The organism is Streptococcus oralis (genome assembly GCF_018448765.2).
Taxonomy (GTDB): Bacteria; Bacillota; Bacilli; order Lactobacillales; family Streptococcaceae; genus Streptococcus; species Streptococcus oralis_BM.
The window spans coordinates 361,876-375,368 of the sequence record NZ_JAHCMC020000001.1; the positions used below are offsets into that span (position 1 = coordinate 361,876).

At 39.8% G+C, this 13,493-nt stretch carries 12 protein-coding genes and 1 other RNA gene; 9 read left to right on the top strand and 4 right to left on the bottom strand.

Annotation, left to right across the window (positions count from 1 at the left end):
- Nucleotides 1-245 precede the first annotated feature (245 nt).
- The 4 genes from KIH88_RS01685 to recU form a co-directional block, all read right to left on the bottom strand.
- Nucleotides 246-1,124: a hypothetical protein gene (locus KIH88_RS01685; protein ID WP_213988352.1), complete on the bottom strand. Its 879-nt coding sequence runs from the start codon at nucleotides 1,122-1,124 to the stop codon at nucleotides 246-248.
- A gap of 64 nt (nucleotides 1,125-1,188) precedes the next feature.
- Nucleotides 1,189-1,542, bottom strand: coding sequence for a hypothetical protein (locus KIH88_RS01690; RefSeq protein WP_213988351.1), 354 nt, complete (start codon nucleotides 1,540-1,542; stop codon nucleotides 1,189-1,191).
- 379 nt (nucleotides 1,543-1,921) lie between these two features.
- Complete coding sequence (gene pbp1a / locus KIH88_RS01695; protein ID WP_213988350.1) at nucleotides 1,922-4,087, bottom strand: penicillin-binding protein PBP1A; 2,166 nt, start codon at nucleotides 4,085-4,087, stop codon at nucleotides 1,922-1,924.
- Nucleotides 4,084-4,680, bottom strand: coding sequence for a Holliday junction resolvase RecU (gene recU / locus KIH88_RS01700; protein WP_000248761.1), 597 nt, complete (start codon nucleotides 4,678-4,680; stop codon nucleotides 4,084-4,086). Before recU ends, pbp1a begins: the two co-directional genes overlap by 4 nt.
- Before the next feature lie 66 nt (nucleotides 4,681-4,746).
- Here recU and KIH88_RS01705 point away from each other — a divergent pair, with 66 nt between their 5' ends.
- The 9 genes from KIH88_RS01705 (at nucleotide 4,747) to cbpJ (ending at nucleotide 13,426) form a co-directional block, all read left to right on the top strand.
- A complete protein-coding gene (locus KIH88_RS01705; protein WP_213988349.1) occupies nucleotides 4,747-5,274 on the top strand; it encodes an SLOG family protein in 528 nt (175 codons plus the stop codon).
- Between the two features lie 69 nt (nucleotides 5,275-5,343).
- Nucleotides 5,344-5,670 carry a cell division regulator GpsB gene (gene gpsB / locus KIH88_RS01710; RefSeq protein WP_061418633.1) on the top strand — a complete coding sequence of 109 codons (327 nt, stop codon included), beginning with the start codon at nucleotides 5,344-5,346 and terminating at the stop codon, nucleotides 5,668-5,670.
- Between the two features lie 23 nt (nucleotides 5,671-5,693).
- An RNA gene (rnpB, locus tag KIH88_RS01715) (RNase P RNA component class B) lies at nucleotides 5,694-6,075 on the top strand.
- Nucleotides 6,076-6,158: 83 nt separating this feature from the next.
- On the top strand, nucleotides 6,159-7,316 hold the full coding sequence (locus KIH88_RS01720; RefSeq protein WP_213988348.1) for a THUMP domain-containing class I SAM-dependent RNA methyltransferase: 1,158 nt from the start codon (nucleotides 6,159-6,161) through the stop codon (nucleotides 7,314-7,316).
- Nucleotides 7,317-7,328: 12 nt separating this feature from the next.
- The gene (mapZ, locus tag KIH88_RS01725; RefSeq protein ID WP_213988347.1) at nucleotides 7,329-8,762 is read left to right on the top strand and encodes a cell division site-positioning protein MapZ; all 1,434 of its coding nucleotides are present in this window, start codon (nucleotides 7,329-7,331) and stop codon (nucleotides 8,760-8,762) included.
- 75 nt (nucleotides 8,763-8,837) lie between these two features.
- Nucleotides 8,838-10,262: an NADP-dependent phosphogluconate dehydrogenase gene (gene gndA, locus KIH88_RS01730; protein WP_213988346.1), complete on the top strand. Its 1,425-nt coding sequence runs from the start codon at nucleotides 8,838-8,840 to the stop codon at nucleotides 10,260-10,262.
- Between the two features lie 11 nt (nucleotides 10,263-10,273).
- Nucleotides 10,274-10,963: a response regulator transcription factor gene (locus KIH88_RS01735; protein WP_000518005.1), complete on the top strand. Its 690-nt coding sequence runs from the start codon at nucleotides 10,274-10,276 to the stop codon at nucleotides 10,961-10,963.
- A gap of 121 nt (nucleotides 10,964-11,084) precedes the next feature.
- On the top strand, nucleotides 11,085-12,410 hold the full coding sequence (locus KIH88_RS01740) for a trypsin-like serine peptidase (protein ID WP_225901047.1): 1,326 nt from the start codon (nucleotides 11,085-11,087) through the stop codon (nucleotides 12,408-12,410).
- Nucleotides 12,411-12,427: 17 nt separating this feature from the next.
- Complete coding sequence (gene cbpJ / locus KIH88_RS01745; RefSeq protein ID WP_213988345.1) at nucleotides 12,428-13,426, top strand: choline-binding protein CbpJ; 999 nt, start codon at nucleotides 12,428-12,430, stop codon at nucleotides 13,424-13,426.
- Nucleotides 13,427-13,493: the final 67 nt, after the last annotated feature.

Sequence of the window (13,493 nt, forward strand, 5' to 3'; positions counted from 1 at the left end):
GCAGCGGATTCTACCAGTTTCCATGAATTAAATTTCTCAACAATTTATTGTCGCAAGTCATGCCAGCATAATCCTGTAGTTTCCTCTTGCTATTGAATCCCATATACCCAATTTGCATAAAATGGGTATGCGTTTCTGAATAATAAACTCTTATTACAAATTTTATTCCCGTATTCTGAATCATGATTTTTTCTTCCTGTCTATTTTATTACAAAAAATTCTCACAACTACTCAAAAATACCTTATCAATAGTTTTTAAAGTGAATATTATTAAAGATTCCTGCCTTAAAATCAATTAAAAGAATATTACCTAGACTAGGTACATCTGTATTATCGAAAACCTCCAGTAATATCGCTAAAATGTCCCTCAAAACAAATTTTTCAGTAGACTTGTCAATCTTCTCTTCAGTTTTTAATAAACAAAGATTACGTTGTATATGGTCAATAAAGTCCATCATAAAAAAATTATTAATATCATCCAATGAATCAAAATAACCAATTTCTGTTGGTAAATTATTGATAATATAAGATTCTTTATCCAATATGTATTCTAATCTAAAATTAAATTTTTTAATTTCATTAAAACAATCGGTGTTGTATTTTACAGTATTTAACACATCTTGCAATACCGAATACACACTGGAAAGTTCCACTGTATTTGCTTCAATTTCATATGAAAAGAACATGAATAAGGAATGTAAAAGTTTATTGAAATTCCTTGACTCTATAATATCTTTAACTTTATTTGCATTCAGAAAAATTTTTTCTCTAATTTCGTATGTGTTATAAAAGAAGATTTCAGAGAACATTGAATCAGTCGGCACACTAATATTGTTGTAGTCTCCCCAATCTTTAGAAGATGATATATCACTATAATTTCCAATACCAGGATATAATGCATTCCCCTTCGATTTTAAATATTTATAAATCTTTATACCTCCATTAAGATATCCAAAAAGAATTTCCTCCCCAATTATTGTTGTAGCAGTAATATAAAATGAACGTGGTATCTTTTCAGAAACAACTTCTCCCGACTTTAAAGATACTTTGCTAATACAATTTTTCGTATTGTCGCTAGAATCATAATACTTTATATTCTCTATATATAAATTATCTTCTCTCATTATAGAATAATGCCTTTGGCATCATTAATTACAAAACTAGGCCGATAACAATCTTTGTATTGTTCTAATTCTTTTTCTTTTTCTTTTGCATTTCTTTCACGTTCTTTTTCTTTTTCTTTTGCATTTCTTTCACGTTCTTTTCACGTTCTTTTCTTTCATCACGGTGTCTATTCCTTTCATTACTGACAAACATAAATACTGTGAAAGAAATACTCAGTGCAGTTGAATAAAAAGAAAAATTTTCAACTACAACGTTCAATGCTAACTTCCAAGGTTCTGGAGGAATTGTAGCACCGTAATAAGCGGAGTACCTAACCGCCTTAACTATAATCGGAAAACAAAATATCAAAGTAATAAATATGCCAACTGGCCAAGTGGTGAGTTTAAAATCATCCTGTTTATTCGTTGTATTTTTCAAAATATTTTCTCCTTATTTTAAATATGTACATAGAATAAAAAATACTTTATATTTAATTTTTGCAAGGGATTTGTGCTGTAAGAGGAGATAAGAAGGATTCTTGGAAGTCCCGTATTTTTCACAACTACTATAAGTAGCGTATGAAGGGTAAATTTCCAAACTCTATACATTAGGTTTTTGTTGTATTGCTTTTTCTTGATTTCAAATCCAGACATATAAATTCATTACCTACTCTTTAAAAGTTTTATTCAATTTTGGTATGACTTTTCCGACTACATTTTACTCTGTTGTTATATCAAAAACGATTAGATTTAAACCTCATCCCAAAAGGTAAAAAAATTTAACTTTTGGAGTGAGGTTTAAAAGTGGGTGATAAATGTTATGGTTGTGCTGGTTGCGGATTCTGGTTTTGTTGGTCAGGGGTTGTATTTGATTGTTGCGTATTATTGTTAGGATTGGTAGTCGTACTATTATTTGTGCTTGGAGAAGTTGAGCTTGACTGAGAAGTCGAGCTCTCAGATGTTGAGCTAGAACTTTCAGACGTCGAACTTTGTTGTGTAGATGATGAAGGGGTCCACGTATTGCGTGCTCCATTCTTAAAGACAAATTCTCCACCTCTGTAGAGTCCTTCTGGCATAGTCCAGTCACCAGGATGATCATCTTCAGATAGATAAGTCATCATCGAACGGTAAACCTTAGCAGCAACATAGAAGCCATCACCAACGATAGGAGTAAGGCGGTTCGAGTAACCAGTCCAAACGGCCATTGAATATTTACGAGTATAGCCAACGAACATTTCGTCCGGAGCTACATAACCCGTATTTTTAATGTAGTTTTCAATCTCATCATCTGTATAGTTTGACGTACCAGTTTTACCAGCTTGTGGTAGCCAAGGGAGGTAGGCTCCTCGACCAGTTCCGTATGCCAAAACGGTTTTCATCATATCTGTCATCATATAGGCTGTCGTTTCTTTCATAGCACGTGTACCAGAATCAGAGAATTCTTTTGAACTGCCATCACTAAAGACAATCTTATTGATATACATAGGTTTGCGGTAGATACCGCCATTGGCAAAAGCAGCATAAGCCGCAGCCATCTTCTCGCTGCTTGCTCCATACTTTTTGTCAGATTCGGTTGTATTACTTGAAATAGCATTAGCATAGTGTATGCTTGGGTAGTCAATACCGAGTCCATTTAGAAACGTCTTGGCACGATCGAGCCCTACTTTCTCTAGCGTTTCTACAGCCGGTACATTCCGTGATTGTTGGAGAGCATACTGGAGTGTTATGTTTCCAAAGTAACTCTTATCCCAGTTATAGACAGGGGTAGAGGTTCCGGGGTAATTATAAGGACTATCGTGAACAATCGAAGCAGTTGAATCATAAACGCCGTATTCCAAAGCAGGAGCATAGTCTGTAATAGGCTTCATGGTAGAACCCCAGTCACGGTTAGTTTCTACAGCCTGGTTTATTCCAAAGGAAACGTTACTTGATTGGTGGCGAGCACCTAATTGGGCAATGACTTTCCCGTTTGTGACATCAACGATAGTAGAGGCTACCTGTAACTCATCATCTGGATAGTTGACATACTCGTCCGTATTGTAAATATCCCAGAGACGTTGTTGGACCTTAGAATCAACGTTTGTGTAGACTTCCATACCCGTAGTTAAAAGGTTGTAACCTGTTTCCTGTTCAACTTGGTCAATCACCTCTTTGAGGTAATTATCCATGTACGGAGGATAACTGTTAGCTGATTTTAGGCTTTGAAGTCCATCTGTAATCGGAGTATTAATCGCTTTTTCGTATTGTTCGGCTGTAATGTAACCTTGCCCCTTCATCTCAGAGAGGACGAGATTACGACGTTCTTGAGCAGCTTCTGGATGCGAGTATGGATCATACTGGTTTGGAGCCTGAGGCATTCCGGCAAGGAGGGCCAATTGAGGGATACTCAAATCTTTGAGGTCTTTGCCATAGTAACTTTGAGCAGCCGTCTGCATTCCGTAGTTCCCGTTTGACATGTAAACCTTGTTGATGTAGTAGGTCAAGATCTCTTGTTTAGTCGCTTTTTGTTCTAGCTGGACGGCGAGCCATGCTTCCTGAGCCTTACGAGAAAGGGTTTGGTCAGAAGTTGACGTAGAGAAATAGGTTAACTTGATCAACTGCTGCGTCAAAGTTGAAGCTCCTTGAAGGCCTCCGCCACCACGAAGATTTCGTAGGGTGGCACCTAGGATACGGATAGTATCAATTCCTCGGTGATTAAAGAAGCGATGGTCTTCAATCGAAACAATAGCGTTGACCAAATCGGTCGGTATTTCGTTTGCTTGTGCATTGACCCGACGTTCTGAACCAAGATCAGCGATGAGTTCATCGTTATTGTCATAAATTTTACTAGACGTTGTAGCGACTAGTTTACTTTCAGATAGGGCTGGAGTCTTGCTAACATAGTAGAGAAAGAGACCTCCGCCCAGCATAATAGCTGCGATAAATACAGTTAAGAAGCAGATACTGATATATTTAGTTATTCGCAGGATAGTTTGTTTGTTCATCTTGTTTTACCACCTAGTAAATGTTCTTTGATAATATCGAGATAGGGAATCTGGGGAAAGGCACCCAGCTCAATCCTATATCCATTTTCTCGAATATATCCAAGTGGCATTGACTTTTGTCCCTTATCTTGATGATAGAAACGAATCAGGTCAACAGCCGGCAATAAATAAGTTTCTTGCTGAGAAGCAAAGTGAAGAAGGACAAAGCAGATTCCTCGCTGGGCAAGGACCTGTTCCATATGCTGAATCTGATGGTGATGGAAATTCTTCATCGGAATCGCATGTTTTTGCCTAGTTTCCTTTGCTTCAAAGTCGATGTAATATCCATCATAAACCCCTGAATAGTCTGTGGTTGAGGCTTGTCTAAAGTAGGCTTCAACGATCTTGGCTCGACTTCGTTGGGGATAGTCAACACGTACGATTTGGATGGGAGTTGGTTTCTTGTGAATCACTGCCATCCCATGCGACAAGTAATAATCGTTCGTAGCGTTGATCATCTTTTCAAAAGACATTCCCCGATTTGCGAAATTTTTAGTTTGTGACGGGGGAGCTTGTCTCTTCTGTGATGAAATTTTATGTGGATAGTTGACCATAATTCTCCTTATTGGTACAATAACATCACTCTATTATATCATAAATTTACAAAGAAAGGGTTAAAAATGACAACAGCCTTGATTTTAGGTTATTCTGCCTTCGACCTTGGTCTCTTTAATGACAAGGATATTCGCGTTGATATTATCAAAACAGCTATTCGGAGAGACTTAGAACGTCTAGCGGAGGAAGGAGTGACCTGGCTTGTCTTTACTGGGGCTTTGGGCTTTGAGTACTGGGCGCTTCAGGTGGCAAAAGACATGAAAAGAGACTATGGATTTCAGCTGGCGACCATTTTTGATTTTGAAACCCATGGCAGTAACTGGAATGAAGCAAATCAAGTGAAGTTGAGCGAATTCAAGCAAGTTGATTTTGTCAAATATGCCTATCCACAATATGAACACAAGGGACAACTACGTGATTATCAGAAATTTTTACTGGAGAACACAGATATTTGCTATCTTTTTTATGATGAAGAAAACAAAACTAAATTACAATATTTTTACCAAATGATGAAAAATCAAGCGGACTATGTTACAAGGCAATTAACATTTGAGGACTTGAATGAACTAGCAGAAAATTTTTCTGAAAAGTAACCCTTTGACCTTGATTTTTACTTGTCTTTTTTTATATAATAATACTAGTAACCCAGAATGGAGAGAGACATGGCAAGTATTATATTTTCAGCAAAAGATATTTTTGAACAAGAGTTTGGACGCGAAGTGCGTGGATATAGCAGAGCAGAGGTGGATGAATTCTTAGATGATGTGATTAAGGATTATGAAACTTACGCAGCTTTGGTTAAATCCCTTCGCCAAGAAATTGCTGATTTGAAGGAGGAGTTGTCTCGTAAACCACAGGCGGCTCCAACTCAACCAGACTCTATTGAAGTAACAGCTTCTACTTCAATGACAAACTTTGATATTTTGAAACGCTTAAATCGTCTCGAAAAAGAAGTATTTGGTAAGCAAATCTTAGACAATCAAGATTGATAATTGACTAAGGAATGAGTGCAATTTTTGGATAATCGCGTGAAGAGGTTCTCTTTTCATGAGGAAAGTCCATGCTAGCACAGGCTGTGATGCCTGTAGTGTTTGTGCTAGGCGAATCCATAAGCCTAGGGACGAGTGATCGTTACGGCAGTCGAAATGGCTAAGTCTTCGGATAGGTCAGAATAGGCTTGAAAGTGCCACAGTGACGGAGTCTTTCTGGAAACAGAGAGAGTGGAACGCGGTAAACCCCTCAAGCTAGCAACCCAAATTTTGGTCGGGGCATGGAGTGCACGGAAACGAACGTAGTACTCTGACTGCTAGCAGATTTATGCTGTTAGCGGTAGACAGATGATTATCGAAGGAAGTGGTCCTAGTCACTTCTGGAACAAAACATGGCTTATAGAAAATTGCATATAGGTTGGGGCTGAGAAATCTTTCTCAACCTCATTTTTTAAAGTGAACAAGAGAAAGGTCTTGCAAGACTAGAAATGAAAGAACAATTTAATTTAATCGCAACTGCTGCGGCGGGTCTTGAGGCTGTCGTTGGACGTGAGGTGCGAGAACTTGGTTATGATTGCCAGGTTGAAAATGGGCGTGTCCGCTTCCAAGGAGATGTGAAGGCAATCATTGAGACCAATCTTTGGCTTCGTGCAGCGGATCGCATCAAGATTGTAGTCGGAAGCTTTCCAGCTAAGACCTTTGAAGAGCTTTTTCAAGGTGTTTTTGCTCTAGATTGGGAAAACTATCTCCCGCTTGGGGCACGTTTCCCGATATCAAAGGCCAAATGTGTTAAGTCTAAACTTCACAACGAGCCCAGTGTTCAGGCCATTTCTAAGAAAGCTGTTGTGAAGAAATTACAAAAACACTATGCCCGCCCAGAAGGAGTTCCTTTGATGGAAACTGGTCCTGAGTTTAAGATTGAGGTGTCCATCCTTAAGGATGTGGCAACTGTTATGATTGACACGACAGGTTCTAGCCTTTTTAAACGTGGTTATCGTACGGAAAAAGGTGGAGCGCCAATCAAGGAAAATATGGCAGCGGCTATTTTACAACTATCTAACTGGTATCCAGACAAGCCCTTGATTGATCCGACCTGTGGTTCAGGAACTTTCTGTATCGAGGCGGCTATGATTGCTAGAAAGATGGCGCCGGGTCTTCGCCGTTCCTTTGCTTTTGAGGAATGGAACTGGGTCAGCGATCGATTAATCCAAGAGGTCCGTACTGAGGCGGCTAAGCAAATTGATCGTGAACTTGAGCTGGACATTATGGGCTGTGATATTGATGCTCGTATGGTAGAAATTGCCAAGGCAAATGCCCAAGCAGCAGGTGTTGCAGGAGATATCACCTTTAAACAAATGCGGGTACAAGATTTGCGCACTGATAAGATCAATGGCGTTATCATTTCCAATCCACCATATGGGGAGCGCTTGTCCGATGATGCAGGAGTTACGAAACTTTATGCTGAGATGGGACAGGTCTTTGCACCACTGAAAACCTGGAGTAAGTTTATCCTGACGAGTGACGAAGCTTTTGAAAGTAAGTACGGAAGTCCAGCAGATAAAAAACGAAAACTCTATAACGGGACCTTAAAAGTGGATTTGTATCAATACTTTGGTCAGCGTGTGAAACGCCAAGAGGTAAAATAGAAAGGTAAACTCATGAGCAAGAAAAGACATGATCGTCATAAAAAAGAACAGCAAGAGCCACAATTCGACTTTGACGAAGCAAAAGATTTGACTGTTGGTCAAGCAATTCGTAAGAATGAAGAGGTTGAGGCTGGAGTATTGCCTGAAGACAATATCTTGGACAAATACATCAAACAGCACCGCGAAGAGATCGAGGCAGATAAGTTCGAAACTCGTCAGTTTGAAAAAGAAGAACTGGCTTCTACTCAAAACTTAGAGGAATTGATCCAAGAAGCTCGTGAAACAAATGAACTTTCTGGAGAGGTAGAAGGTTCAGATGTGGTTTCCGAGGAATCTAGTGAAGAGATAGATAATGAAGAAACTACTCAGTTTGTTCCCCCACTTCAAGATGAAGAAAGTGCTGAAATAGAGCCTCTCGTTTTAACAGAAACAGAGCCCAAGCAAATAAATGAGGAACAAGAAGAGGAGGCCTATACACCTCTATCGCGTTCGACTCAAACAGAACCTGAAACAGGATCTAAGAAGAAAGCTGTCATCATCATTGCTTCAGTGGTCGCTGCAATCCTTGTGCTTGCTGGAACATATTATGTCTACCGTCAAGTATCTCGTTCAAACCAAGAGATCCAGTCTTCTCAAGCAGCCTCTTCGGATGATCAAGGAACACCAACCGCTTTGAAGGACTTCAATGATCTCTATGATACTTTCTATACGGATGCTAATAAGACAGCTCTGAAAAACAGCCAGTTTGATAAATTGAGCCAACTGAAAACCTTGCTAGATAAGTTAGAAGGTAGCCGTGATTATACACTAGCTAAGTCAAAATACGATAGCCTAGCAACTCAAATCAAGGCCATTCAAGATGTCAATGCCCTCTTTGAAAGTCCAGCTATTACTGATGGTGTCTTGAATACCAATGCTAAAGCCAAGGCGGATGCTAAGTTCACGGAAGTTAAAACGGGAAATACAGAGCTTGATAAACTGTTAGCTCAGGCGATTAGCCTTGGTAAGAGTCAACAAACAGCTCCTTCAAGCTCTAGCACGAGTCAAGCTAGCTCAAGTTCAGCTACAGAAAGCAATTCAAGCACTACGACACCTTCAACAAGTACCACAGCACCGGCTAGAGATACAAATGGTGGTTTATCTGGCGATGGGGTTAATCTTCAAAGAAGTGCTAGTCGTGTACCCTACAACCAATCAGCTGTAGACGATAGCAATAACCCTGCTTGGACGTTTGCAGATGGTGTATTGGAACAAATCCTAGCAACCTCACGTGCTCGTGGCTATATCACTGGCAACCAATACATTCTCGAACGTGTCAATATTGTAAACGGAAACGGCTATTACAACCTCTACAAACCAGATGGAACCTACCTCTTCACCCTCAACTGTAAGACGGGTTACTTTGTAGGGAATGGTTCTGGCCATGCAGATGACTTGGACTATTAGGAGTCCGTTACAAAATTCTTTCCTTTCATAGGTAAAAATGATAAAATAAAACAAATGAAATAAGAGGAGTGTCACATGACAAAAGCTAACTTTGGTGTTGTAGGTATGGCCGTAATGGGTCGTAACCTTGCCCTAAATATCGAATCTCGTGGTTATACAGTTGCCATTTACAACCGTAGTAAAGAAAAAACAGAAGACGTAATTGCCTGCCATCCTGAAAAGAACTTTGTGCCAAGCTATGACGTTGAAAGCTTTGTAAACTCAATCGAAAAACCTCGTCGTATCATGCTGATGGTTCAAGCTGGGCCTGGTACAGATGCAACTATCCAAGCTCTTCTTCCCCACCTCGACAAGGGTGATATCTTGATCGACGGAGGAAACACTTTCTACAAAGATACCATCCGTCGTAATGAAGAATTGGCAAACTCAGGTATCAACTTTATCGGTACTGGAGTTTCTGGTGGTGAAAAAGGTGCCCTTGAAGGTCCTTCTATCATGCCTGGTGGACAAAAAGAAGCCTACGAATTGGTTGCGGACGTTCTCGAAGAAATCTCAGCTAAAGCACCAGAAGATGGCAAACCATGTGTGACTTACATCGGTCCTGATGGGGCTGGTCACTATGTGAAAATGGTCCACAACGGTATCGAGTATGGTGACATGCAATTGATCGCAGAAAGCTATGACTTGATGCAACACTTGCTTGGCCTTTCTACAGAAGACATGGCTGAAATCTTTACTGAGTGGAACAAGGGTGAATTGGACAGCTACTTGATTGAAATTACAGCTGATATCTTGAGCCGTAAAGATGATGAAGGTCAAGATGGACCAATCGTAGACTACATCCTGGATGCTGCAGGAAACAAAGGAACGGGTAAATGGACTAGCCAATCAGCACTTGACCTTGGTGTGCCATTGTCACTTATCACTGAGTCAGTATTTGCCCGCTACATCTCTACATACAAAGAAGAGCGTGTACATGCTAGCAAGGTCCTTCCAAAACCAGCTGCCTTCAAATTTGAAGGTGACAAGGCTGAGTTGATCGAAAAGATCCGTCAAGCCCTTTACTTCTCAAAAATCATTTCATACGCACAAGGTTTTGCCCAATTGCGTGTGGCTTCTAAAGAAAATAACTGGAACTTGCCATTTGCGGATATCGCATCTATCTGGCGTGATGGCTGTATCATCCGTTCTCGTTTCTTGCAAAAGATTACAGATGCCTATAACCGTGATGCAGACCTTGCAAACCTTCTCTTGGATGAGTACTTCTTGGATGTCACTGCCAAGTACCAACAAGCAGTGCGTGATATCGTAGCTCTTGCTGTTCAAGCTGGTGTACCAGTGCCAACCTTCTCAGCAGCTATTACCTACTTTGATAGCTATCGTTCAGCAGACCTTCCTGCTAACTTGATCCAAGCACAACGTGACTACTTTGGTGCCCACACTTACCAACGTAAAGACAAAGAAGGAATCTTCCACTACTCTTGGTATGACGAGAAATAAGTAGGTCTGCCATGGGGAAACGGATTTTATTACTTGAGAAAGAACGAAATCTCGCTCATTTTCTCAGTCTGGAACTTCAAAAAGAGCAATACCGTGTTGATCTTGTAGAGGAGGGGCAAAAAGCCCTCTCCATGGCTCTCCAGACAGATTATGACTTGATTTTACTGAATGCTCGTCTGGGGGATATGACAGCCCAGGATTTTGCAGAGAGGCTAAGTCGGACAAAACCTGCCTCAGTGATCATGGTCTTGGACCATCGCGAAGAATTGCAAGACCAGATTGAGACAATCCAGCGCTTCGCCGTTTCTTACATCTATAAGCCAGTGATTATTGATCAGCTGGTGGCTCGTATTTCAGCGATTTTCCGAGGTCGGGACTTTATCGACCAACACTGTAGTCAGATGAAGGTCCCAACGTCTTACCGCAATTTACGTATGGATGTAGAACATCATACCGTTTATCGTGGCGAGGAGATGATTGCTCTGACGCGCCGTGAGTATGACCTTTTGGCCACTCTCATGGGAAGCAAGAAGGTCTTGACTCGTGAGCAGTTGTTGGAAAGTGTTTGGAAGTACGAAAGTGCGACAGAAACCAATATCGTGGATGTTTATATCCGTTATCTACGTAGCAAGCTTGATGTAAAAGGTCAAAAAAGCTACATTAAAACCGTGCGTGGTGTTGGTTACACCATGCAAGAATAGAAAAGCAGTTGCAGTTGTGTAACTGCTTTTTTCAAATGGAGAAAGGGATGTCTTTTCGTTTTTTTCTTTGTATTGACAGGGACGAACAGGTGTGTTACAATTTTTTCAGGAGGATCAATTAATGAAGAAAACTTTTTATAAAAAATTGGGGATTTCAATTGTTGCTAGTACTTTGTTGGCTAGTCAGCTACCGGCAGTATCTGCTTTGACTGTTATTTCTAGTACAGGTGAAGAATATGAGGTAAGTGAAACATTACAAGAGAGTCCAGGAAATAATAATTTTTCACTTCCGAATGTTTCACCAACTTATGGTCAATATTATACAAATCAGTCAGAAGTCATTATTGGTAAAAATGATTTAGTTAAGGTAAAAAATACTTTACAATATCCTTATTCTACATCAGCTTATGTAGAGTCAGAATTTCGTGGTGTGAAAAATGGTAAAGATGTAACTTATCGAGGGAGTGCCAATTTTATAAAGGATAATGTCCTTATTACTGCTGCTCATAATATTTATAAACATGAGTTTGGTAAAGATGCAGAAGAACTATATGTTACTCCTGCTCGTACTCCAAATAGTGTGCCGTTTGGTCGGATAAAAGTAAAAGAAGCTCGCTATTTAAAAGAATTTCGAAATACTGCTCCAGATGAGCTTACTACCTATGATTTAGCAGTTTTAATTTTGGAAGAACCGATTGGCGCTCAATTAGGGACGTTAGGACTTCCGAATAATATTGAAAATCTCAAAGGTATAGGAGCTACGATTACTGGTTATCCAGCCATTAGTGAAGACGAGCAGATGTATACAGGCTTTAAGAATATTCTTAAAGACACAGGGGATTTTTTATTCTACCAAATAGATACAAAGGGTGGTGCGAGCGGTTCAGCAGTGTATGATTCTACCAATAGGGTTGTCGGAGTTCATGTTTCTGGGAGTGACCCTGAACAAATGAATTATGCTGTCAAGTTAAATGAGAAAGCTCTATCTTTCATCTACTCTGTTATTCAAGGACATTCTATTGATGGATGGAAGTTTATTAGCGGTACTTGGTATTATTATAAGAATAGTACGAAGCAAACAGGTTGGCAAAATATAAATGATACTTGGTACTATCTAGATGCTTCTGGTAAGATGCTCACAGATTGGCAAAAAATATCCGGGGAGTGGTATTATTTTGAATCTTCTGGCGCAATGGCAACAAGCTGGAAATACCTCCGAGGCAAATGGTATTACTTAGATAAGAGCAATGGAGACATGAAGACTGGTTGGTACAAAGATGGCTCAACATGGTACTATCTAGATCCTTCTAATGGAGATATGAAAACCGGATGGATAAAAGTATCAGGTGAATGGTATTATCTCAATTCAAGTGGTGCTATGGTCACAGGTAGTCAGACGATTGATGGTAAAGTTTATAACTTTGCTTCATCTGGTGAGTGGATTTAATATTGGAGGGTACATAGATGAAAATTTTGAAAAAAATAATACAAGTTGGACTAACAGTATTTTTCTTTGCTTTGCTAGCGACAAGTACAGTATTTGCAGATGATTCGGAAGGCTGGCAATTTGTCCAAGAAAATGGTAGAACTTACTACAAGAAGGGGGACCTCAAAGAAACCTACTGGCGAGTGATTGATGGGAAGTACTATTACTTTGATCCTTTATCTGGAGAGATGGTTGTCGGCTGGCAATATATTCCGTTTCCATCTAAAGGTAGTACAATTGGTCCTTACCCAAATGGTATCAGATTAGAAGGTTTCCCGATGTCAGAGTGGTACTACTTCGATAAAAATGGAGTGCTACAAGAGTTTGTTGGTTGGAAAGCATTAGAGATTAAAACTAAAGACAGTGTTGGAAGAAAGTACGGGGAAAAACGTACAAATCCGGAAGATAAAGAAGAGAAGAGTTTTTACACGAACTATTACTTTAATCAAAATCATTCTTTAGAGACAGGTTGGCTTTATGATCAATCTAATTGGTATTATCTAGCTAAAACGGAAATTAATGGAGAAAACTATATTGGTGGTGAAAGACGTGCAGGCTGGATAAACGATGATTCGACTTGGTACTACTTAGATCCAGCAACTGGCATTATGCAAACTGGTTGGAAATATCTAAGTAATAAGTGGTACTACCTCCGTTCCTCAGGAGCTATGGAGACTGGCTGGTATCAAGATGGTTCAACTTGGTATTATCTAGATGCTCAAAATGGAGATATGAAGACAGGCTGGGCTTATGTTGGTAACAAGTGGTACTATCTCCGTTCATCAGGAGCCATGGATACCGGTTGGTATCAGGAAGGTTCGACTTGGTATTATCTAAATGCAAGTAATGGTGATATGAAGACTGGTTGGTTCCAGGTCAATGGCAAATGGTACTATGCTTATAGTTCAGGTGCTTTAGCAGTTAGTACAAGAGTAGATGGCTACTACGTCAACTATAATGGCGAATGGGTCCAATAATGAAAGAGGCGATTGTGAAGGAAACAATCGCTTTTTTTGTGAAAATATAATAAAATAGATAGGAGAA

Excerpts from the sequence above, each read along its gene's own strand:
- KIH88_RS01685 (WP_213988352.1), bottom strand. The coding sequence starts at position 1,124 with ATGAGAGAAGATAATTTATATATAGAGAATATAAAGTATTATGATTCT.
- pbp1a (WP_213988350.1), bottom strand. The coding sequence starts at position 4,087 with ATGAACAAACAAACTATCCTGCGAATAACTAAATATATCAGTATCTGC.
- recU (WP_000248761.1), bottom strand. The coding sequence starts at position 4,680 with ATGGTCAACTATCCACATAAAATTTCATCACAGAAGAGACAAGCTCCC.
- KIH88_RS01705 (WP_213988349.1), top strand. The coding sequence starts at position 4,747 with ATGACAACAGCCTTGATTTTAGGTTATTCTGCCTTCGACCTTGGTCTC.
- gpsB (WP_061418633.1), top strand. The coding sequence starts at position 5,344 with ATGGCAAGTATTATATTTTCAGCAAAAGATATTTTTGAACAAGAGTTT.
- KIH88_RS01720 (WP_213988348.1), top strand. The coding sequence starts at position 6,159 with ATGAAAGAACAATTTAATTTAATCGCAACTGCTGCGGCGGGTCTTGAG.
- mapZ (WP_213988347.1), top strand. The coding sequence starts at position 7,329 with ATGAGCAAGAAAAGACATGATCGTCATAAAAAAGAACAGCAAGAGCCA.
- gndA (WP_213988346.1), top strand. The coding sequence starts at position 8,838 with ATGACAAAAGCTAACTTTGGTGTTGTAGGTATGGCCGTAATGGGTCGT.
- KIH88_RS01735 (WP_000518005.1), top strand. The coding sequence starts at position 10,274 with ATGGGGAAACGGATTTTATTACTTGAGAAAGAACGAAATCTCGCTCAT.
- KIH88_RS01740 (WP_225901047.1), top strand. The coding sequence starts at position 11,085 with ATGAAGAAAACTTTTTATAAAAAATTGGGGATTTCAATTGTTGCTAGT.
- cbpJ (WP_213988345.1), top strand. The coding sequence starts at position 12,428 with ATGAAAATTTTGAAAAAAATAATACAAGTTGGACTAACAGTATTTTTC.